This window comes from Nocardia sp. NPDC050175, from assembly GCF_044459885.1.
In the GTDB taxonomy this organism is placed as follows: Bacteria; Actinomycetota; Actinomycetes; order Mycobacteriales; family Mycobacteriaceae; genus Nocardia.
Map to the genome: position 1 here is coordinate 386,706 of NZ_JBITJI010000001.1, position 23,495 is coordinate 410,200.

Annotated in this window: 9 protein-coding genes and 1 tRNA gene; 3 read left to right on the forward strand and 7 right to left on the reverse strand. The window is 64.7% G+C overall.

The window, feature by feature from the left end; genetic code table 11:
* Position 1: 1 nt before the first annotated feature.
* Positions 2 to 724 carry an ANTAR domain-containing protein gene (locus ACIBK2_RS01725; RefSeq protein ID WP_396962502.1) on the reverse strand — a complete coding sequence of 241 codons (723 nt, stop codon included), beginning with the start codon at positions 722 to 724 and terminating at the stop codon, positions 2 to 4.
* A gap of 260 nt (positions 725 to 984) precedes the next feature.
* On the opposite strand from ACIBK2_RS01725, the gene ACIBK2_RS01730 reads away from it, so the two are divergent.
* From ACIBK2_RS01730 to ACIBK2_RS01740, 3 genes are all read left to right on the forward strand, one after another.
* Positions 985 to 1,061 (forward strand) — tRNA-Pro (locus ACIBK2_RS01730).
* 474 nt (positions 1,062 to 1,535) lie between these two features.
* Positions 1,536 to 1,763, forward strand: a complete 228-nt coding sequence (locus tag ACIBK2_RS01735; protein WP_396962504.1) for a helix-turn-helix transcriptional regulator — start codon at positions 1,536 to 1,538, stop codon at positions 1,761 to 1,763.
* 52 nt (positions 1,764 to 1,815) lie between these two features.
* Positions 1,816 to 3,096, forward strand: coding sequence for a tyrosine-type recombinase/integrase (locus tag ACIBK2_RS01740; protein WP_396962506.1), 1,281 nt, complete (start codon positions 1,816 to 1,818; stop codon positions 3,094 to 3,096).
* Positions 3,097 to 3,312: 216 nt separating this feature from the next.
* On the opposite strand, the gene ACIBK2_RS01745 is transcribed toward ACIBK2_RS01740, so the two are convergent.
* Genes ACIBK2_RS01745 through ACIBK2_RS01770 form a run of 6 tightly spaced genes read right to left on the reverse strand, consistent with a single transcriptional unit; the run spans position 3,313 to position 23,161 of the window.
* Positions 3,313 to 5,025, reverse strand: coding sequence for an MFS transporter (locus tag ACIBK2_RS01745; protein ID WP_396962508.1), 1,713 nt, complete (start codon positions 5,023 to 5,025; stop codon positions 3,313 to 3,315).
* A 39-nt stretch (positions 5,026 to 5,064) separates the two neighbouring features.
* Positions 5,065 to 6,573 carry an FAD-dependent oxidoreductase gene (locus ACIBK2_RS01750; RefSeq protein WP_396962510.1) on the reverse strand — a complete coding sequence of 503 codons (1,509 nt, stop codon included), beginning with the start codon at positions 6,571 to 6,573 and terminating at the stop codon, positions 5,065 to 5,067.
* A 9-nt stretch (positions 6,574 to 6,582) separates the two neighbouring features.
* Positions 6,583 to 7,347, reverse strand: a complete 765-nt coding sequence (locus ACIBK2_RS01755; RefSeq protein ID WP_396962512.1) for a thioesterase II family protein — start codon at positions 7,345 to 7,347, stop codon at positions 6,583 to 6,585.
* The gene (locus tag ACIBK2_RS01760; RefSeq protein ID WP_396962514.1) at positions 7,344 to 8,555 is read right to left on the reverse strand and encodes a cytochrome P450; all 1,212 of its coding nucleotides are present in this window, start codon (positions 8,553 to 8,555) and stop codon (positions 7,344 to 7,346) included. Before ACIBK2_RS01760 ends, ACIBK2_RS01755 begins: the two co-directional genes overlap by 4 nt.
* A gap of 30 nt (positions 8,556 to 8,585) precedes the next feature.
* Positions 8,586 to 13,574, reverse strand: a complete 4,989-nt coding sequence (locus ACIBK2_RS01765; protein WP_396962516.1) for a thioester reductase domain-containing protein — start codon at positions 13,572 to 13,574, stop codon at positions 8,586 to 8,588.
* Positions 13,571 to 23,161: a beta-ketoacyl synthase N-terminal-like domain-containing protein gene (locus ACIBK2_RS01770; protein ID WP_396962518.1), complete on the reverse strand. Its 9,591-nt coding sequence runs from the start codon at positions 23,159 to 23,161 to the stop codon at positions 13,571 to 13,573. Before ACIBK2_RS01770 ends, ACIBK2_RS01765 begins: the two co-directional genes overlap by 4 nt.
* Between the last annotated feature and the right edge of the window lie 334 nt (positions 23,162 to 23,495).

Here is a 23,495-nt window from a genome sequence, read left to right on the forward strand (position 1 = left end):
CTCAACGCTCGAGGATCTTGCTCGGGTCGATCGCGCGGTCGACCACAGCCCGAGCAAGCTCCGGCAGCCGCCCCCGCGTGCGACGGGCATAACCACGCAGCGCATCGAACGCGGCCTCCGGATCGAGATCACCGTTCGCAGCCAACATGCCCTTGGCCTGCTCGATCACAATCCGGCTCTGCAACGCCAGCTGCAACTGCCCGTTGACTGTCTTGTGGTCGGCCAGCAACCGAGCCTGCAAAATCGCGATACTCGCGATATCAGCCAGCGCCTGCCCGACCAGCAAATCGTCCTCGGTCAAATGCTCCTCGCCGGCACTGAACAAATTCAGCGCGCCAACCCGGTCCATCCGCAACCGCAGCGGCAACGCATACACCGACCGAAAACCGTCCAGCAGAGCCTGTTTGGCGAACGCAGGCCACCGATCACGCGCCTCCTCGAGGTCCTCGACAATCACCCGCTCACTACTGCGATACGACTGCACACACGGCCCGTCCTGCGCCTGAATCTGCAGCAACTCCAGCCACCGCGTCGCCTCACTCGTCGAAGCCAACACCTTCAACTCACCATCCTGCCCCGCCAGCAACACCGCGGCAGTATCGACAGGTAGCAGGTCGACGGCACGATCCAGCAGCTCCTGCACCACATCCACCGGGTCGTAGTCCTCCACCAACGAGTCCGCCAGCTGCACAAACGCCTCGACCAGTCGCCGCTCCCGACTCATACCCGCCGTCTCCTTCCACTCCGCCGGGCCCGAAGGCCCCGACACTTTCCGTCTCCTCGGGATGCCCCCACTGCTCGCCGCCAATCCCCCCGCCCCCTCGGACCCCCGTCACACCCACCCCCTCGGACGCCATCACACCCCCTGCGCCCGACCACCTTTCACCCCACCCACCACCCCACCGCCACGCCGCTAACCAGGCGATTCGCTCCCCCGGCCCAACCTGAGGTAATCTCTTCGAGCGCCCAGCAACGGGCGCAGAACGGGCTGTGGCGCAGCTTGGTAGCGCACCTGACTGGGGGTCAGGTGGTCGCAGGTTCAAATCCTGTCAGCCCGACCAGGTCAGAGGTGGTTTCCACCTCTGACCTCGTTGGTTTCATGGACCAATCTTGGACCAGGGCGCAAGCCCCGGGTCCAACGGTCCTTGCAGGTAGAGACGTAGTCAACGGGTCTAACGGGCAGTCACCAGGTCTTGGACCAAGTGGTGGCCGCGCTCGAGTAGCACCTTCACCGGCGAGCAACACCGGATGGGTGCCGGAAGGTTGCGCGGGTTCTCGCCGTCGGCATACCCTGCTAGAGCGCCCTGTCTGTGGGTGTTTCCCGGTAACCGCACCAGCGGAGCCGGATGCAGCGCCAGCCGACCACCTCGTGATCTCACTGAGAGTGGTCGATCCCATCTCCTTCGGCCGACTTGTCCGCGGCTGGATGTCTGCGGGAGAACTGGTGTCCAACGTCGATCGGCGCGGACATTCGCCCAAGACTATCGATGTCTTCGGCTCTCAGCGCCCCGCCCGATCATACGAGGGGGTATGCCATGGCCGAGTCGGATCACGAACCTCTGTCACTGCTGAAGCAGCGGATGTATACGACGGGGCAGGTTTCTCGGATTCTGGGTGTGGACGCGTCGACGTTGCGACGATGGCAACGCGGAACACCGGTCGAGGGACCAGGATTCGTTCGGATCTCCGAACGTGTGGCCAAGTATCCAGAGAGCGAGCTGGAGGCTTACCTCGAGGCGCGCCACATCAAGCCGGTGGAGTGAGGAGTCCCCGACCGCGCAACGCCCCGGGCGGCACCGAAGGGGGTGTCACGCGATGAATGGCGCCATCGAAACCCCCATCGGAATCAAACTGACCCCCGATATCGAAACCCTCCAAACCAAAAGGGGCGGCAAGCCTTTCCGGGCACGGCTGCGTTGGCACGACCCGGCAACGAAGGAACGTCGGTCCAAGTCCGAGAGCTTCGAAACAAGAGAGCTCGCCCAGGACTGGATCGACCGGATGCGGAGGCTTTCCGAACGCGGCCTCGACCCCCGGAAAGCAAACATCTCACTGGCCGACTACGGCACAGCCAACTTGGAACTTGCCCTCAAAGGACTCGAACCGAAAACGACCGACCCGTACCTGTGCGGGTGGCGAAAGCGTGTATTGCCGACCCTCGGTCATCTGCTCGTGCCGACAATCACCAACGGGATCGTCGACCGTGCCCTCGTGCACTGGATCGAAGAAGACCGCTGCTCGAAGTCCACCGTCAAGAACACCATCGCGGTCCTGGTCCGACTCATGGAGCAAGCCAGACGCGACGGCTTGGTCGACCTCAATCCCGCCCGCGTCCGCGGCTGGCAAGCCCTCTACAAACAGATCGAAGACGAACTCGAAGACCCACGCGCACTTGCCCTTCCCCACTGGCAGGCGCTCGTCGAACTGTGCGACGCACTCGTCGCCGCCTCCCACGGGACCTACCGCGGCTGGGGCCATGTCGTCATGTTCAGCGCCTGCACCGCCGCACGCATCGGCGAAGTCTCCGGGTGCCGCGTCCGCGACATCAATACCGAAACATGGGTCTGGACGGTCCGACGACAAACAACACCCGGCCCCGGCGGCCTCAGCGACAAAGGCACCAAGGGCAACCGCGCCCGCTACGTCCCCATCATCGACCAAATCCGACCACTGGTCACCGAACTCATCGCCCCACACGCCAACAACCCCGACGCGCGCCTGTTCACCGGCCCCCGCGGCGGACGAATCACCACCGCCACGCTCCGAGACGCCACCCACTGGGACCAAGTCGTCGCCGATCTCGGATACGAACACCTCGTGCGTCACACCCTGCGCCATACCGGACTCACCTGGTACGCCGACGCCGGAGTACCCCTGCACCGCCTGCAACAGATCGCCGGCCACGCCGACTCTCGAGTCACCGAACGCTACATCCGACCCGACCACACCAACCTGACCGAGGACGGACAACTGCTGTGCGACTACCTCACCGATGACGGCACCGACCCGATGAACGTCGCTTCCGCTGTCCCGCAAGATTTTCCGTCAGCTCTCCCGGATAACGTCCTGCCCTTCCGCCGCCGTTCGGCGAACTAGCACTCGCCTGCCCATCGATCGAATGATCGTGGGCGCAGTGGTCATGTCGGAAGGGGGACATACGCGCTAAACACACAAATCGACCTGCGGAAAAGTCCAACCCCCCGGACTTTGTGGCCGCAATAATGCTTGCCGGAGGTATGACCACGACGCTCCATAAAGTCGTGGCAGGCAATGGGTATCAATATTATCTCCGCAATGTCGCCGCGAACGATGTCACTTCCCGAGGCCGCGGCAGCCACGGTCGCGGGGGTCGCCAGGTGAACGCGATGACGTCCTGAACGCCCAGTGCGGCCGCCCGCCGCCCCCCTTATTCGCTCGAACCTGGGCCGTGTTGTGTCGGGGGTGGCTGTCTTTCACCTCGGCTGGCACCCCGGGCGCGGCGAGCGCGTTCGCGTCCAGATCCCGTCGACGAATCGATAGCAGCGCCACGATGCCGGCCAACCCGGCGACGACCGCCGCGCCGACCAGGACTTCATGCAGACCGGCAATGAACGAGCTGCGGACGGCGTCGGCCACTGCTGCGGCCATGGGGGCGGGCACCGCGTCGATGACCTGCTGGCCCGCACCGACGGCGGTTGCCTCCGCGGCCTCGCCAGCGCGAGCACCCATGAGGCCGGCTACCTCGGTCTCATGGAACGCCGTCTCGACCCGGCTATGGAACAGCGAGCCCAGCGCGGCGACTCCGATGGCCATGCCCGCCTGCTGCATTGTCTCGTTGATGCCCGATGCCATCCCCGCCTTGTCCGGGGTGACCACCGCGATCGCAATCGCGGCGCGTGGCGGGTTGAACAAACCCATGCCGAAGCCGATCAGCAGCATCGAGGGGATCAGCGCGGTCCAATCCGATTCCGTGTCGACCAACAGCACCGCAACCAAACCGGCGGCGATGAACAGCTGCGACGCACCGACCAGCAGCCCTGGATTGGCGCGGGCGGTGAGAATTCCGGCGACCACTGCGGCGGCGAACAGCGTTAATGTCAGTGGCAAGAACCTTATTCCGCTGTCGAAGGCTGTGTAGGACAGCACATTGCGGACATAAGAGATCAGCAGGAACAGGGCAGGCATCACCGACATGGCCGATAGCGTTGCTACGATCGACAGGCCGTTGAACGTCCGGTTTCGCAACAGCGACAGATCGACCATCGCCTCGGTGCCACGCCGCCGCTCGATGATGGCGAACACGACTAGCAATCCCACCGTCGCGAGGAAACTGCCGACGACCGGCACACTGGTCCAGCCGCTCGTCTCACCTCGCATCAGCGCGAAAACGAGGAAGAACAGCGCCGAGGAGAACGTCACCATGCCGAACCAATCAACTCTCGGCGCGTCCCTATCGGAGGATTCACGCATCCGCTGCTGGCCGATCAGCAACGCGACCACCGCGAAGGGCACATTGACGAGGAATATCCAGCGCCAATTCCACGTCTCGGTGAGCACACCGCCGATCAACGGGCCGAACGCGATTGCCAACCCGACGACTGCGCCGAAGACGCCGAACGCGCGGCCTCGGTCCTTGCCCCGGAACTCGTGCCCGAGTAGGGCGGGGCCGACTGCGAACAAAACCGCACCGCCGAGCCCCTGTACGAACCGCGCGCCGATCAATACGGTGTCGCTGGTGGCCAGCCCACACGCCAGGGAAGCGAGGGTGAAAACGACCATGCCGTACTGGAATACGCGGCGCCGACCGATACGGTCGGCCAGCGACCCGGCAGCGAGCAGCACCGTTGCCAAACCGAGTGCGTAGGCGTCGAGTATCCATTGCAGCTCGGTGAAACTGGAATCGAACGTGGCCCGAATGTCTGAGAGCGCCACGTTCACGACGGTGAGGTCCAGCATGAGCATGAAGGTCGCGATCGCCACCGCCGCCAACGTCCAGCCTGCGGCACGGCGGTCAGTTTCGGGAGTGACGTCCACGGACACTGTCACGGTATCTCCATCTGCGTATCGGTGTGCGAGTCGAGGGGGTCAACGAGTCAGGTCCGCGACTAGCGCGCTCGCGCATCGGTCGGCCAGAGCGGTCACCGTCAATGCCGGCGGGACCGCTCCGGTCGAACCGGGAATGAGTGAGCTGTCGACGACGTACAGGCCGGGGTGCGCGTCGATACGCCCGTAGCTGTCAGTCACCGTGCCGAGCACCGCACCACCCAACGGGTGTGAGGTCACTGCAGGTAGGGCGAGCGCAGGGGCCGAGCCCGAACTCACCGCGTCGATCTTGGCCAGGATGGTGCCGATATCCTTTGTTACCCGGGCGATCTCGGGGGCTTCAGTCGGCCAGCGCAACTCGACCCGATCGATGGCCGAGTCGTACACCAGCGAGCCCGATGGTGGGGTGATGCTGACCGCCAAGGCGTTTTGGCTTAGGCCACCAAGGACGGGCACGCCGAGGGGGAAATTCAGCAGGGTGGTCGGTGTTGGGCCGCTGTGCCAGTCGAGCGCGACGATGTGCGCCGGTCCGCCCTGTCCGTCTGCGGTCCTGCCGAGCCGGAGGGTTACGTGGTCACCCGAGGAGCCCCAGTACCGCCCAACATCGGTGGTCAGATGGGGCAGATCGCCTCGGGCCCTTGCACGGACCAACAGCTTCGAGGTGCCGACTGAACCCGCGGCGAAGACCACAGTGCTGGACTGGAATTCGGTCGTAGTGCGCGTCTCGCCGGAGGCATCGAGAACCGCGCACGTGAGCGTGTAACGATCGCCGTCAGCGCGGACGTCCGTCACCGAGTGGAGGGGAAGGACGGTGACCAGTCCCGTCGCCTCGGCCGCAGCAAGGATTGTGCGATCGACACTGAGCTTGGCGCCGCTGTTCACCCCGAGGATGCAGTCCCCGACAGTGGCCGACGGACCGATTCGGCCGCGGATCTCCTCGCGCACCACATCCCAGTCCGTGGCCATCGGCACTCGCCGCACTTCGAGGCCCGCGCGACGAGACACCTCGTCGAAGGCGCGGGCGGCCGAGTATTGGTCGGCAGCAAGGACATCATCGGGAATCGGGCTGCAGCCGATGAGGTCACGCGCGCGTGGATACCAGTGGCTGACCATCTCGTCGTAGTCGAGCCGATCCCCGAAACTGGCCGAGAACAGGCCCTCCTCCGGAGTCATCATCACCGTGTAATTCACTAACGAACCCCCGCCGACGCCCGCACCCGCGAAGCAGTTGATACCCGATCCGGCGACGACTTCGAGTACCCCCGTCGCCACTCCCGGCAGCCAGAGCGCGCGGGCATCGGGATTCGCTGCGGTCGCGAAGGTGACGCCTGCCGCGCTGATCGGCCATCGCCGTCCCCGTTCTAGGACGGTGCAGGCAATTCCGTGCTGCGCTAGTCGAAGTGCGGTGACCGCACCCGCGTACCCACTGCCGACGATCACTACATCGGCCCCTGATCGGGCCCGGCTCATCGGTGCCCGCACGATTGGCAGCGCGGCCGCCGCAAACGCACCGGTCGCCGTCAGCAGGACTTCGCGGCGGGTCAACTTCATAGGTCTCACTCAAGCGTCTTTCTGCCGAAGGCTCGCTCCGGCCAGCAGTTCGGTGGCGAGCCGAGTGGGGTTGCGGTGGACTCCGAAGTGATCGGTGTCCACTACGCGCACCCTGAATCGCCCGCGGGTGTGGGCTCGCCAGCCTTCGGCGGTAGCCGCCGACACGAGGGGGTCTCGCAGCCCGGCTATCGCGGTGATTCCGCAACCGACAGTTGCTGATTCGGCCGCCCGGTAGCGTTCGACCGCGCGATAGTCGCTGCGCAGCGCCGGTAGGTACATCGCCCGGGACTCGGGATTGTCTAAGATGCTCGACTCCGTCCCACCCAACGCGATGACCCGGTCGACAAACCGTGCGTCGCCGAGTTCGTGCAGATAGGGACGCAGCGAGAACGTCGCAGGCGGGCGCGCGTTGGTAACCGTCAGGTGTCGCACCCGCGTGGATACCTCGGTATCGAGCAAGCGCGCGACTTCGAAGCCGATCAGCGCGCCCATACTATGACCGAGCAGTTCGAACGGGCCTACCACGCTGGTTCGCAGCACGTTGGCGAGTGCGCTCGCCAACGACTCGAGGTCCCCGATCAGCGGTTCGCGGAAACGATCTTGTCGCCCGGGATACTGCACAGCAAGCACCCTGTGCGTCTGGGCGAGCGTCACCGACAGCGGTCGAAAGAAGGCCGCCGTTCCACCGGCGTGCGGAAGGCACACGAGCACCGGCTGGCCTGGCGCGCTTCGCCCGAACTCCCGCAACCACCGAACCGCCAGGTCGGTACTCACAGAGCCTGTTCTGCCTGCGGATGCACCTTCATCCACATCTGGGAGAACCCATAGGAGCCCTGCTGCTTGCGCAACTGCGCGGGCCGCTCGACATCGAGGCTGAAGCGGTCGAGCACCGGCAAGAACGCCGTGAACGTCGTTTCGGCCAACAGGCGTGACAGAGCAGCGCCCGGGCAGAAGTGCGTGCCCGCACCGAAGGCGAAGTGTCGGTTGACATTTGGTCGGGTCAAGTCGAGCTCGTCGGGGTTGGCGAACTGTCGTGGGTCACGATTGGCGGCCCCAAGCACCACGTGGATCAGCGCACCGGCGGGAATGGTTGTGTCATGCAGGGTGACCTCTGTCGCGGTCCGACGCAGCAGCCACTGGGTCGGGCTGTTCAATCGCAAGTACTCCTCGATGAACGCGGCGGTCTTGCTCGGATCGGCGCGCAATTCGGCGGCGAGGCCGGGGTCACGCAGAAGCAGCTCGATGCCACCACCAAGCAGGTTCATAGTGGTCTCGTGGCCTGCGGCGATGAACGACCAGGCCATCGTGACCATTTCGTCGCGCGTCAACGCACCGCTTTCGTGCTCCTCGACCAGTTCGCCGAGGATGTCGCCGCGGTTCGGTTTGCCGCGGCGATCGTGGGCGAGTTCTTCCATGTAGTTGCTGAACTCGACGATGTCTTCGAAGAAGCCGGGCACCTTGTCGGGGTCGAGGCCTGCCGACACCGCGAAGGAATTCATCACCGCCTGCGACCAGCGCCGCAGATCTGCCTTGCGGTCGAGCGGGACTCCAAGCATGCCGCCTACGACACGCAGCGGTAGCGCCGTGGAGTAGGCGTCGACGAACTCGACCGAGTCGTGTCGGTATAGCTCGGTGAGCAGTTCGTCGACCAAAGTGCGGACCCAGCCGCTGAGCTGCCGTACCAACCGGGCGTTGAAGGCGCGGTTGGTCGAGTGACGCAGGCGAGTGTGTTCGGGGGCGTCTCGGTTCACCAGCATGGGCAGGTTCATGTAGTTGTCCTGCTGGATCTGCGAGGAGAACTGGGTCTTGTCCTTGAGTGCGAAGCCGACGTCCTCGTACCGGCTGAGCACGTAAAGGTCTTCGCCGTCCCAACTGCCCCCAGGCATGTAGTACGCCGGGTGCTCGTCACGCAGTCGCCGATAGATGTCCCAGGGGCTCAGCCGGTATTCAGGACTGGCCAGATCAATCAACGCAGTCGACATAGTAATTCTCCTTCTCGAGGATGGGGATACTCAGGGTTCGGACGGTGCGGGCAGGAACCCTGAAGTGACGAAGGCTTCGAGGTAGCGGTGGATCAGAGCGCGGTCCAACGGTGGACATTCGATAGCGAGTTCGCGCAGCGCCGCCCTCGTATGGTCCGACTCCGAGAATGGAAGCCGCACGTCGTCGACCGCCTCGTGCAGGAACGGTGTCAGGCCTACCAACGCCATCGTGCCCGCGCGACGATTGACCACCTGGTCGCGCCATGCTTCGAACGGCAGCCTTTCGAACCGGTATCCGTAGGCGGCGATGTGGTCGAACAATTCGCCCCAGGTCAGCTGTTGCGGGTGCACCAGATGGAAGGTGCCACCGATCGCGGAATCGGCGCGGCTGAGCGCGACGACTCCGCGAGCGACGTAGTCGATCGGGGCAGGCTGCAGGGGCATCGGCGTCTCGGTCGGCGCGATGCTCGCTTCGACGCAACCCTTGATCATCATGCTGAGGTGGTCCTGCCGGTTGAACGCTCCGGTGATGCTGTCGCCGCCGGTATTGATCCGGTGGATGGTCGTCGGCACCCCGCGTTCTTGCGCGAGCCGAATCAGCTTCTCCGCCACCCACTTCGACTGTGCGTAGCCGACCGCGAGCGGTCCACTGGTGTCGAGTTCCGCTGTCTCCTCGACAGTGTCGGCGGTGTAGGTGCGTGAGGAGAACACTCCGACGGTCGAGATGAAGTGCACCGGCCGAGGTGCCGCGACGGTGGCCAGCCGCAGCACCTCGACTGTGCCCGCGACGTTCGCCGGGGCCAGGCCTTCGTAGGGATAGGTCCACTTCACCATGCCGCCGCAGTGCACGATTCGACCGACGAGCCCATGAACCGCTTCGAATGCCGGTTGCGACAACCCGAACCGAGGTTCGGCTAGGTCACCGACCAGGGGGACAATGCGGTCACGATAGGCGGCGCTGTCGAGGCCGTACTTGGCCAAGTTGGCAGCGATCCGCTCGTCGGCGTGTGTTTCGTTTTCAGCGCGGACCAGGCACACCACATCACCTTCGGTGGTGCGCAGTAGCTCATCCAGGAGATAGGCGCCGACGAAGCCCGTGGCCCCCGTGAGCAGCGTCGCAGCAGGCGCGTCGGGGTCGGGTGTGCCGGTAGCGGTGATGTCGGCGTCGAGGACGGCTTTCGCCGACATCTGTTCGACTGTCATCAGGCGCGACCGCCCGCGCCGCGGTCGCCGGACAGTGGCTGCGGGTTGTTCGACAGTCGCCGACGCTTTCAACCGTTCAGGGGTCGATATGCTCGGCAACTGGTCTGCGATCCAGCTGGCCAATCCCCGCAACGAGGACGCATCGAACAACGTCTCGGTGTCGAGTTCTAGCGGGAAGCCTTGCTCGATAATGTCTTTCAGTTCGATGAGCATCAGCGAATCGAGACGCTCGACCAGCGATTCCGTTGCGGTGAAGTTCGCCGCATCGTCCTTGGTGATGCGGGCCAACGCCGCTCGCAGAAACTCTGTCACCCGATCGACCCGTTCGGTGCGCGGTAACGCCGCGATGGCCGTGGCGTCCACCGCGACCCATGGAACGGCTCGCCCGGCGGAGCCTTCGCCACTGTGAACCGCTGCCGCCATGCGGGTCAGCATTGCCTGGTTGACCTGGGCGAACGATACGCCTTCCAGGAATCCTAGGTGCTTTCCGTCGCTGTCGACCAGGGTGACGTCACCGAGGAGCTGTCCGTTCGGCTCGACCACAGCGGTTGCCGTCGCCCGGATCGGGCCCTCGGGAACCGAGGTTCTCATGGCCATGCGTCGATACCCAGTGCCCAGTCGCAATGGCCGCTCCGGCCCTGCCTCCGAGGCCGGGTCGTGCGCTGCCAGGGCAACCAACTGTACTGCCGCATCCAGCAGCAATAGTTCGGGACGGACTCCCGCGCGGACGCCCCGAGTGTCACTCGCCGGCATCATAAATGACGCTGCGGCCCAACCGGATCCGCCGCGAGCGTCGTCGATGAGCTGGAAGCTGGCACCGAGCCGGAACTGTGGGTGCCAGAAGTCGCTATAGAAGTCGTGCGCGCCGTAGTGCGGCAGGTCGTCGCTCTGGGCGGGGCGGGCAAGCCGCAGCGGTTCGATCTGCTGATCCACACTGGACCGGACCTGCGCCGACAGATGCAGGTGCCAGCCACCGTCGACTCCTCGACTGTGCACGGTGGCGATGTAGGCATTGTCGGCGCCGGTAACCGAGACCTGCACCGTCGCTGTCGCATCAGGGTGCAGCACCAGAGGGCGCTTGATCTGTATCGAGTCGATCTGAACCTCGGTACCCAGTAGTTCGGTGCTTGCGCGCAGCACCAGTTCGATGAACACCACACCGGGCACGACGTGCTCGTCGTACACCATGTGTTCGCCGAGGAACGGAAGGCCAGCGACGGAAACGGTTGTTTCCGCGACCAGGCCACCCGTTGCCAGCGGGACGAATCGAGGTTCCAACGGCCGCGAAACCAGCGGGGTGGACGCAGCCGTAGCGTCGATCCAGTACCGCTCTCGCTGGAACGGATAGTGCGGCAGAGTGATCGGCTCGGCTGGTCGTGGAGTGACCGCCTTCCAGTCGATCGCCGCGCCTGCCCGCCACAGCGATGCGACTGCGCGGGCCATCGCCCGTTGCGGATCGTCCTGGTCGAGGGTGAATATCCGAGGGCCCACGTGCTCGACGTCGTCGAAAGCCCCCATCAGGGCGCCGACGCCTAGATCGATCACCGTGTCGATGCCACGCGCCGTGATCTCGACCGCGGCAGGTTTGAATTCGATGGGCGCACGGCCCCACTCGGCCCACAAAGCAGGTGTCGTGAGCAGCGCCGCGTCGAGTTCTCGGTTGTCTGAGAGGAGCAGGTCGATGCGCGGCAGGACGAAGGACATCCCGGCACACAGCTCCGTGATCTCCGTGGCGGCCGCGCCGGCGTTCGCGGTGACGAGGTTGGCACCGTCGACAACCGAGAAGACTCCGGCCAGGGCCGCGGCCGCGTACCTGCCGAAGCCATGGCCGACGATCACTTCCGGTTCTACCGCGCGCGCACGCCACCATAGGCCGAGGGCGACAGAAACCACATAGTCCGCGAGTCGACCGATCGCAGGGTCGGCCAGCAATGCGCGATGCTCGGCGCTGTCCTCCAGTAGTACCGACAACGGAAACTCGGTCGCTTCGACGATGCCGTCCACCGCCGTCGTGACGGCGGGATCGAACCCATAGACGCCGGCGAGGATTCCGCCAGGGTGTGCGACGTCGCCGCCGACGACGAACGCCGTACGCGGTCGGCCGGAGACGTGCTCGGGTGCGAGTACGGTGGCATCGACCCCGGCTTCGGCGAGAGTCCGCAAACCTTGGAGCAATTCAGCCCGCGTCCCCGCGACCACCGCGGCGCGTTCCGCCAAATCCGCCCTACCGACGTTGGCCGCACGTGCTACCTGCACCAGATCGATCTCCGGGCGCCGGGTCACGAAGTCAGCCAGTAGTGCAGCCGATTTACGAACGGCCCCAACACTGTTGCCGGAAACCTTGACAGCAACGCAGACTCGCGCCCCGGCCCGGGTCGCGCCGGAATCAGTTCGATCCGGTGCGACACCGAGCACCGCGTGCGCGTTCGTGCCACCGAATCCGAACGACGACACTCCGGCCACCCGGTCCACCCCAGACCAAGGGGTGGACGCGGTGGCCACTCGCACCGGGATCGCCGACCAGTCGACGTGCGGATTCAGCGCGACCAGATTCCGGTGTGGCGGAATGACACCGCGTTCCAGCACCAGCACCGTCTTGATCAGCGCGGCGATTCCCGCGGCCGCTTCCAGATGACCGATATTGGTTTTGACCGAGCCGATCACCAACGGATCCTCAGCGTCACGATCGGGCCCGAACACCGCGGCCAACGCCCGCACTTCGATGGGATCGCCCAACGGTGTCCCGGTTCCGTGTGCCTCCACATAACCGACCTCGGACTCGGACACCCCTGCCGCACCCAGCGCGGTACGAACGACATCTTGCTGTGCGCGGCCATTCGGCACCGTCACACCTGAGGACTTGCCATCCTGGTTTACCGCGGTGCCCCGTACCACCGCTAACACCCGATCGCCATCCGACAGCGCGGCGGACAGCCGCTTGAGGACCACGACGCCGCAGCCCTCACCACGCACATACCCGTCGGCGGCGGCGTCGAAGGTGTGGCACTGCCCCGACGCCGACAACATGCGCCCCTTCGACAACGCGACTGTCGTCACCGGGGAGGACATCACGTTCACACCGCCGACGAGCACCACATCCGATTCCCCCGAGCGGACGCTGGCGCAACCCAGATGCAACGCCACCAACGATGACGAACATGCCGTGTCCACAACCACGCTGGGGCCTTGCAGTCCCAGCGTGTACGACAACCGGTTCGCCCCGAAATTCGAGGAGTTACCCGTCGCGGCATAGGCGTCGACTCCGGCCAACCCGCCTGCCGACAAACCGAGCTGCGCATAGTCACCCGACGCCATACCCACGAACACCCCGGTCGATGATCCGCGCAGCGAATCCGGAGCAATGCTCGCATGCTCCAACGCCTCCCACGCAACCTCGAGCATCAACCGATGCTGCGGGTCCATCGCCGCCGCCTCGCGCGGTGACACCCCGAACAACGCCGCGTCGAATTCCTCCACGCCTGCCAAGAACCCGCCGTGACGTGAATAGGTGCGTCCTGCGACGCCGGGATCGGCATCGAAAACCTCATCGACCGACCATCGATCCGCGGGCACTACCCCGATACCGGAGGCACCCGACACCAACAACTCCCAGAATTCGTCGGCCCCCGAGACACTACCGGGGAAACGGCAACCGATACCGACCACCGCGACCGGTTCCGACAGGCGGGAGCGGGCCTGCGCGAGCTCCCGTTTGGTAGTGCGCAATTCGATGAGCGCGCGGCGGACGATGTCGTCGCGGTCCTGAGTCCCGCGGGTGGTGGAGGCCGAGACCTGGCTCAGAGACTCAGTTGTCATGGTTTTTCCAGCTCCTGATCCAGCAGTTCGAGCAGTTCGTCGGCGGACAACGGTTCGAGTTCGGCGTTGTCGGCGTGCTCCACCACATCACCGGCGGTGGCGTCGCGGAAATCGAGCAGGTCGTGTAGCAGATAGATGCTCAGGGTGTTGACGGTCGGGTGTTCGAACGCGGCGGTCGCTGGGACCGATACGCCGAGCAAGAGGTCGAGTCGCCGTTTGAGCGCCACACTGGCGATGGAATCCATTCCGGCGGAGAAGAAGCCGAGATCCGGGTCGAGGTGGCTGCTCAGATCACGACCCAGCACCTGGGCGACCTCGCGCTGCAGGGCGGTTGCCATCAGTCGCGACCGCGCGGCCGGTGATGCCGCGCCGCTCAGACTCGCGCGGAACTCGGTGGTGGCCTTCGTCTCGGTGGCGAGGGCCTCGAACTCGGCGAGCAGCGGTCTGGTTCGCTTGGCCTCGAGGACTGGCTTGAACTGTGCCCAGTCCACCGATGCGACGGTCAGTTGTGCGATGCCGGAGCCGATCAGCCGATCGAGGGCTTCGAAGGCGACCACGTCGGGCAATGCCGACAAGCCCATCGATTCGAAGTAGACGTCATGGTGCGCCCCCATGCGGCTGTCGGCGAACCAACCCCAGTTGACCGCATAGGTCGCCGCACCGGCGCGGGAGCGGCGATGTGCGGTCATGTCCAGGTAGTAGTTGGCGGCGGCGTAGTGCCCAGCCAACGCCGATCCCCACACCGACGAACCCGAGGAATATAGCACCAGGAAGTCCAGATCTGCGTCTACGCAAGCGTTTTCGATGACGCGGGTGCCACTGACCTTAGCGGTCAAGGTTTCCTGGAATGTCGGCCAGTCGAGCTGGTTGATCGGGGACGGGGTGAACGCGCCTGCGGCATGCACCACACCCGCGATCCGCGCCCACGGTCGGTCTGCGGCGAACAGGTGATCCATCTGTGTCTGATCGGCGACATCGACACTCGGGGTGTGCACGGTGACGCCCTTGGCACGTAGCCGCTCGATTGTTGCAAGAACTCGACCGGTGTGAGTGTCGGGCTGTGCCGACTCCGGGAGCGGCGACCGTCCGAGCAGGACCAGCTCCCGCGCACCCCGACGAGTCAACCATTCGGCGATGCGAAGACCCAGCGTTCCTCGGCCGCCGGTGATCACGTAGGTCCGGTCGTCGGCGAGTGTCATCGGTGGTGTCGTCGGACAAGGCAGATCCGACCGTCGCAGCCGGGCGACGAGCCGCCGGCCTGCCCGCAAAGCGATCTGGTCTTCGCCATCACCGCCGATCACATCGTCGAGGGCAGCGGGTAGCGAATCCGCTACGGCGGCAGTCGGATCCAAGTCGATCAGACCGCCCCAGATCTCCGGGTGTTCGAGCCCGATCACCCGGCCCAGACCCCACACCGGTGCCTGTTCGAGGGTGATGGGCGCCGACCCCGCTTCGACGGCGCCGCTGGTCAGCAGCCACAGCTTCGCCTCGGAACCACGTGCTGCCAGCGCCGTAGCGGTCGCGAGTGCCGCCGCACAGGATACGGTGACCACGGTGTCGAACCCCGCAGTCGCGACGTCAACGGCAGCCACCAGCTGGATCACGCCATGCACCGGGCCACAGTCAGCCACCAACGCCGCCATGTGTTCACGGATCTGGTCGCCGTCCATCGGCAGCTCGGGATCGTACAACGCCGCCTCGATAACAGACGCGCCGCGGTCGTGGAGCAACTCGACCAACGTGTCCTGGGCTGCGCAAGGTTGGCCGACCACGAGCCAACTTCCCGCCGTATCAGGCTGGTCGGCGACAAGGTCGACGTCGAGCCAGTACACGTCGTAGACATTGCGCCCCAGCATGTCCGGGGCAGCCGCCTTCACTACAGATGAACCTGTCCCGAAATCGAGCCAGTGCCGCTGTCGTTGCCACCGATAGGTCGGCAGTTCCGCACGGCGTGCTGTCCTCGGTTGCAGCCGGTCGTGGTCAAGGCGATGACCACGCACGTGCAGGGCGCCCGCCGCCGTGAGCATGCTGTGGCTTGCCGGAACGCCCCGCTTCATCGAGGCCACTGTCTCGACGTCCCCCGACAAAGACTGCGCGATGCTGCTGCGCAGGACCGCGTTCGGACTGATTTCCACCACGGTTACCGATTCGGCTGCCTCCCCCGCCGCCACCAACGCATCCTGGAACAACACCGCGCTCGACAGGTTGTCGGCCCAGTAGTCGGCGGTGTGGCGGAAGGTGGCCGGGACCCGCTGACCGGTGACGGTCGAGTAGTACGCGATTCGAGGGGCTTCGACGCCGATCGAGCTGATCTCGCCGATCAACCGCTCACGCAACGGAATCATCTGGTAGCTGTGGAACGCGTAGTCCTGCTGGATGCGCGTGGCGAGCATGCCACGCGACTTTGCGATCGCCTCCACTTGTTCGACACTCGCCTTGGCTCCGGCCAGCACAGTGTTGACCGGGCTGTTCGCCGCCGCGAGCGTAATGGTGTCCACGAAGTCGGCGCTCAGCTCCGCAGCGGCAGTCCGGGAGGCGCCAATGACCAGCATCGCCCCGTGCCCGAAGGATTCCTGCATCACCCGACCGCGGCGCACAGCGATCTCCAACGCCGCCTGCAAGGTGAGCGCTCCACTGCAGTAGGCGGCGGCGATCTCACCGATGCTGTGACCAACCACCGCGTCGGGCTCGACACCCCAGCCACGCCACATCTCGGCCAATGCGATCTGTACCGCAACGATCGCTGGTTGGGCGATCTCGGTGCGGTCCAACAGGGAATGTGAGGCGTCCGCGGTGACCTGCTCGATGAGCGACCAACCCGCGACCTCACGAATTACCGCCTCGCATCGCAGCAGGGTTTCCCGGGCGGTGCCATCGGATAGCAGCGAAGCGCCCATCCCGGGCCATTGGGCACCCTGTCCGCCGAACACGAAGATGAGGCGTGGCGACTGGTCCGGCTTCACCATTGCAGACATTTCGGCGAAGGAATCGGTGTGCACGATCTCGTCGAGGCGGTCCGCAGCCTCCGACGCCGACCGCGCGACCAAGGCCAGGCGCGCTTGGTGATGCGGGCGGTAGGTCGCCGCGGTACGGGTGATACTGGCCCACTGATCCGCCAGGTCAGGACCACGCAGCCAGGATCGGTACGTTTCTGCCGTCGCCCGCAGCGCGTTGTCGGTTCGGCCGGACAGCACCAGCAGCCCGGGCGAGACCCCATCGGTCGAAACATGGTTTCCCGGCGCCCTGGCCGGTGCCTCCTCGATGACGACGTGGGCATTGGTGCCGCTGAACCCGAACGAGCTCAGGCCCGAAACCAACGGCCGTCGCGCGGGCCAGTCGGTCAGTTCCGTTGCTACCCGCGCACCGATACTCGACCAGTCGATGTGAACGCTCGGTTGGTCGTAGTGCAGCGTGGCTGGGACCTGGCGGTGATGGGCCATCAGCGCGACCTTGATCAGTCCGGCGATACCTGCCGCAGCCTCGAGGTGACCGAGGTTCGACTTCGCCGAACCGACCAACAACTGCGTCGACTGACCGCCGTGCGGACGAAGCGCCGAGGTGAGAGCATTCATCTCGATCGGGTCCCCGAGTGGGGTTCCTGTGCCATGCGCCTCGACATAGCCGACCGCATCAGCGGTCACGTGGCCGTCGCGCAGCGCCTCGGTGATAACAGCGTGCTGGCTCGGCCCGTGCGGCACCGTCAGCCCAGCGCTGCGACCGTCCTGATTGACCGCGGAACCACGTACAACCGCCCAGATCCGATCACGATCGGCCTGCGCATCGGACAGCCGCTTCAGGACGACGACACCGCAGCCTTCGCCGCGACCGTAACCGTCGGCCGCGGCGGAGAACGGCTTGCACCGCCCGTCCGGCGACAGCGCGTTGAGCTTGGACAAACTCACCGTTGTCGCGGGCGAGAGCATCAGGTTGACGCCACCCACCAGCGCGGCGTCGGCCTCCCCCGAGCGCAGACTGCGCACGGCCAGGTGCAGCGCGACCAGCGACGACGAGCAGGCAGTGTCGATCGCCATGCTCGGTCCGCGAATACCGAGCTGGTAGGAGAGCCGCCCCGCGGCGACGCTGAAGGTATTGCCGGTGGCCAGATACGGGTCGATCGCTACTCCAGCAGCCGTCGCCCGCTGCATGTAGTCGGAGGTGTTGATACCGATGAATACGCCGGTGGCACTATCGGCGAGCTGATCGCGGCCGTACCCGGCGTCGTCGAGCGCCTCGTTGGCTACCTCGAGCAGCAACCGCTGCTGTGGGTCCATGCTGCGGGCTTCGTTGGGGGCGATACCGAACGCGTCGGCGTCGAATCCATCGACGGCCATGTCAAGGAATCCAGCCCGGATCGGATGGGCGGTGATGTCGGCTTGTGGGTCGATGGATGCGTAATCGTCTATGCGCCAACGCTGTTGCGGAACCTCGGAGGTCGCGTCACGGCCCTCGCACAGTAGGCGCCAGTACGCCTCCGGATCATTCGCGCCACCCGGGAAACGACAGCCCAATCCGATGATGGCGATGGGCTCGTGGCCGGCGGTCTGCTCGGTCGGTGCGTCGGCGGCACGCGCGCTCACGATCGGCTGCGGGTTGTCGGAGGTGAGGTCGACGAGATAGTCGGCGAGTCGTTCGATGGTCGGATGATCAAACACCGCGGTGCTCGGAATCGTACGGCCGGTGATCGACTCCAGTTGGTTGCGCAACCCGACAACCATCGCCGAGGTCAGACCGAGGTCGAACAACCCAGCCGTGGGGCTGAGGTTTTCGGTCACCCCCATCAACTCAGCCAGTTGCCGAGACAGGAGCTGCTGCATCCGCTCCCGGGCCGCGACGTCCACCAGCGGATGCTGTTCCATCGCCCGGCGTCGCGGTTCGGGGGCAGGGACGGGTTCTGGTTTTACGACATCGGGTTCGAGCGGTTCACTGATCCAGTACCGCTGACGTTGGAATGGGTAGGTGGGCACAGTGATCGGGGTGGCGGGTCGCGGCCCACACGCGCGCCAGTCGATCCGAACTCCGCGGGTCCACAGCAATCCGAGCGCACGGGTCAACGCACGCTGGGGCAGACTCTTCGCGACGGCGGCAATACACAGCACCGACCGGTCCCCCGCCGCCCGCTCCACATGCGGCAGCAAACCGCCTGGCCCCAGCTCGACAACGATATCGACGCCACGCCCGATTATCGTGTTCAGCGCTGCCGCGAAATCCACCGGCAGCCGCGTGTGCGCGCCCCAATACGTCGGTTCGCCGGCCGCGGGACCGACCGGCTCACCGGATGTATCGGAGATCATCACGATGGACGGCGGCGAGAGGACGAATCGGCTGATGACCTCGGGCAAGGCTGTGGATACCTGGTCCATATGGCTGGAATGGAAAGCGCGCGTCACCGGCAACTCGATGACCTCGATTCCCTGAGCTGTCAGGAATTCGCACGCTGACGCGACCGCGTCAATCGAGCCCGACACCACATGATGGTCAGGCCCGTTCACAACGGCGACGGCGAGCGTGCCGTCGAGCACTTGTGGGAGTTGATCCAGTTGGAGGCGTGCGCATTTGACGACCGCCATGCGACCAGGCGCGGTGAGTTCATCGACCAGGCGGGCGCGTTCGGTGATGATCCGGGCACCGTCGGTCGCCGAGAACACTCCGGCCAGGGCGGCAGCCGCGTAGGCGCCGACACTGTGGCCGACGATCATTTCAGGTTCGACTCCGCGGGCGCGCCACCACATGCCCAACGCCACCGCAGCCGCATACAACGCAGGCTGCGCGACCCGCGTATCCCGTAGAGCGTCCCGGGATTCGGCCGACGCGGTGGTCAGTATCGATAGAGAAAGTCCTGTCACAGTGACAATTTCGTCGATCACGTCGGTGACAACAGGATCGGTGCCGTAGATCCCGTGCAGCACTCCCGCAATGCCCGCTCCGTGCCCAGGGACCACGAAGGCGACCTTCGGCGGTGCGCCCGCTGCACGGGTCGGTGCGAGGACGGCGGCGTTCACTCCGCCGACAGCGAGTGCCCGCAATCCGTCCAGCAACTCCGTCCGCGTCGCGCCTACCACTGCGGCGCGTTCAGCTAGATCCGCGCGTCCGACGTCGGCGGCCCACGCCACTTGCACTAGATCTATCTGAGGTCGGCGGGCCAGGAAGTCGGCCAGCGATCCGGCCGACTCACGAATCGCTTCGACAGTGTTGCCCGACACCTTGACCGCGACACTGCCCGATTCATGCGTCATGCCAGAACGTTCCCGCTCCGGCGCCGCGCCCACGATCGCATGGGCGTTCGTTCCGCCGAATCCGAAGGACGACACCCCTGCAACGCGCCCTGCTCCCGACCACGCGGTCACTTCGGTGGCGACCCTCACAGGCATGGACGACCAGTCGACGTGCGGGTTCATCTCGATGAGGTTGCGGTGTGGCGGGATTACGCCACGCTCCATGACCAGCACCGTTTTGATCAGCCCGGCGATCCCGGCAGCTGCCTCCAGGTGGCCGATGTTGGTCTTGACCGAGCCGATCACCAACGGGGAATCCTCGGCGCGATCATTGCCCAGGGTTGCAGCCAGAGCCCGGACCTCGATGGGATCGCCCAGCGGGGTTCCCGTTCCGTGCGCCTCGACATACCCGACCTCAGGCCCCTTGACGTCAGCTGCGCGCAAGGCGGCACGGACGACATTCTGCTGAGCCCGACCGTTCGGTGCGGTCAAGCCATTGCTACGGCCGTCTTGGTTGACCGCAGTACCCCTGATCACCGCCAACACACGATCACCGTCGGCGATGGCGGCCGACAGCCGTTTCAACACGACGACCCCGCAACCTTCACCACGCACATAGCCATCCGCAGTGGCATCGAAGGTGCGGCACTCTCCCGACGGAGACAGCATGCGCCCCTTCGATAGAGCGACTGTTGTCGTCGGGGAGGCCATGACGCTCACACCGCCGACGAGCACCGTGCTCGACTCGCCCGACCGGATGCTCGCGCAGCCAAGGTGCAGCGCGACCAGTGACGACGAGCATGCCGTATCGACGACCACGCTGGGGCCTTCCAGGCCCAGCGCGTAGGACAATCGGTTCGCGCCGAAGTTCGACGCGTTGCCTGTCGCGGCGTAGGCATCGACGCCGGCTAATCCGCCTGAAACCAACCCCATCTGCGCATAGTCGCCCGCGCCCATCCCGACGAACACACCGGTTGCCGAACCGCGAAGCGAGTCCGGGGCAATTCCCGAGTGCTCCAATGCCTCCCACGCGACTTCCAAAATCAACCGATGCTGCGGGTCCATCGCCGCCGCCTCGCGAGGCGCTATCCCGAACAGCGCCGCGTCGAACTCGCCCACGCCTGCCACGAACCCACCGTGGCGCGAGTACGTCCGACCAGGTGTCGCGGGATCGGCATCGAACACATCCTCGATCGACCATCGATCAGCAGGAACCACGCTGATCCCGGAACCGCCCGACACCAACAATTCCCAGAATTCGTCGACTCCCGCGACACCGCCTGGGAATCGACATCCCATGCCGATCACGGCCACGGGTTCGTCGACAGCCGCGTCGCGCTCTCCGGCTGCCATGGCGTCATTTCCGAACAGCTCGTCGGCCAGCGCCTCGACAGTCGGATGTTCCCACATCAGCGTCGGCGCGATGTCGAAACCGGTGGCCGCAGCGATGTCCTGGGCGACCTGCACGCTCTTCACTGAATCCAGGCCGAGCGCGGCGAAGGGTTCGCGGGTGTCGATGGATCCGGGCGGGCAGCCGAGCTGGCGAACCAGCGCCGCCGCGATCGCGGCAACAATATCGGCGCGGCTCACCGCCACGTCGGGCCGCACAGCCCGCGTGGCGGGCGGGCCTACGCTTTCCGCACCGAAAACAGCTAGCACATCGGGCAATTCGTCAGCAAGGAACATGGCGCGCGCAGACTTGCGACGGACTTTTCCGCTTGAGGTGAGCGGCAGTCGACGAACGGTAAGGAGAACGACCGTCGCGATCGCCAGACTGTGTTCCTCCGAGATTCGGGTCCGAATCGCAGTCGCGATTTCCGACAGTCTTGCTGGAGTTGCTTCTCGATCGGATACTTCCTGAACCAACACGATGCCCGAATCATCGTCGATGGTGAATGCAGCCGAACGGCCACCGTACACGCCTACATGGGCTGTTGCACTTGATGATTCGATATCCTGTGGATAGACGTTGCGGCCCCGGATGATCATCAGGTCGCTTGCCCGGCCGGTGATGTAGACGTTGCCGTCAAGGATCACACCGAGGTCGCCCGTCCCGAGAAACGGTCCGCGCCCGTCTGGGAGGAACCGCGAAAACGCTTTCGCGGTTGCCTCGGGAAGCTCGAAATAGCCCGCGGCAACGCTTGGCCCGCGAACCCAGAGTTCGCCGATGGCATTCTGAGCAGCGGCGGCACCGGTTGTCTGGTTGACCACGACGGCCTCGGTGCCAGCTGGTATCCAGCCAGAACTCACCAGCGAGCGAGCGTCACGCGCGTCACGAGGCGTGGAAATTAGCCCCTCTGCCAGCGAGTTCACCGAGACGAGGCGTGATGTCGGCTCGTGCCGGTCACGACCACCCGAGATGACGAGCGTCGTTTCGGCCATGCCGTAGCAGGGGTAGAAACTGTCGCCATCGAACCCCTGCGCGGTGAATCTGTCCGCGAAATCATTGAGCACTGTAGCGTCAACTGGTTCAGCACCGCACAATGCGTGGGTCCAACTCGATAGGTCCAATGATTCTGCAATTTCTGGAGAAATGCGATCCGTACACATCTTGTATGCAAAGTTCGGGCCGGGACTGTGGGTTGCGCGGTATTGCGAGATGACCTGAAGCCAAGCTTCGGGGCTGCGCACGAAAGTGAGCGGAGACAGCAGGTTCGATGAAATCCCTACGAAAAGCGGAAAGATAATTCCGCCAATTAAGCCCATATCATGGTATGGCGGAAGCCAAGAAACGCAAACGCTTTCTGCGGTGACGCCAAAACATTCGACCGCCATTTTCGCATTAGCCAGGATGTTCTCATGGGTAATGATGACACCCTTCGGATCGGAAGTCGATCCGGACGTGTACTGCAGGAACGCGGCCGACGTCGGTATCGGTGCATGCTCCGACACCTCGGCCGACTCCTTCTGCGCGCCGAATTCGGTCACCGACAGCCAGCCAATATCCGCAACCGACTTATCGGCAAACATCACTGCACGGTTTTCGTAGAAGAGTTGGTCGCAGATCAACAGGTGCGCTCTCGCCGATCGTACTACCGCGAACAGCCGAGGAAGGTGCCGCGCCGACGTCGGAGGATACGCCGGAACAGGTACTCTACCTGCATATATGCACCCAAAGAAAGATACAATATAGTCGAGACCGGGGGCCGCGAGCAGCACAACCCGGTCCCCGAGGTTGCTGCGGTCGGCAATGACCGCCGCCGCCGCCTGCACCCGCGCACGCAGTTGCTGGAAAGTCACCTCAGCGGAGTCGAATGTACCGTCACCGCAAGGTTCCAAAAATCTATACGCAATACGATCAGGATCTCGATCGGCACGATAGTTTATCAATTCGACCAGAGTGCACGGATTGCCTGAATCAAAACAGTTGAACATTACAACATCCCCCTACGCAGCAATTCCAGCCATGAAGATGCGGAATAGCAGAACGAATTTATACCGCTGGCACGTCGATGTGCACACAAGCGATGAGGAGTTGAAAACTATGAAACCCCCGGGAGCCTCCCCGCCCCATCTTGCCCTGAGTCTAGGATGCCGAATTAAAGAATCGCAATGTGATTCAGGTCATAGAAGCTCGCGAACGCGAACTGTGCAGACTACCAAGAAGCACCGCACCTCTCGCTAGAATTCGAACGCCCAGACTTGGGCGAGGCAACAAATATGAAGGGGAAGAAATATGAAGGGGAACAAATTGGACCCGACAACTAAT

Coding starts and splice junctions, on each gene's coding strand:
- ACIBK2_RS01725 (WP_396962502.1), bottom strand. CDS start 724: ATGAGTCGGGAGCGGCGACTGGTCGAGGCGTTTGTGCAGCTGGCGGAC.
- ACIBK2_RS01735 (WP_396962504.1), top strand. CDS start 1,536: ATGGCCGAGTCGGATCACGAACCTCTGTCACTGCTGAAGCAGCGGATG.
- ACIBK2_RS01740 (WP_396962506.1), top strand. CDS start 1,816: ATGAATGGCGCCATCGAAACCCCCATCGGAATCAAACTGACCCCCGAT.
- ACIBK2_RS01750 (WP_396962510.1), bottom strand. CDS start 6,573: ATGAAGTTGACCCGCCGCGAAGTCCTGCTGACGGCGACCGGTGCGTTT.
- ACIBK2_RS01760 (WP_396962514.1), bottom strand. CDS start 8,555: ATGTCGACTGCGTTGATTGATCTGGCCAGTCCTGAATACCGGCTGAGC.
- ACIBK2_RS01765 (WP_396962516.1), bottom strand. CDS start 13,574: ATGACAACTGAGTCTCTGAGCCAGGTCTCGGCCTCCACCACCCGCGGG.
- ACIBK2_RS01770 (WP_396962518.1), bottom strand. CDS start 23,161: ATGTTCAACTGTTTTGATTCAGGCAATCCGTGCACTCTGGTCGAATTG.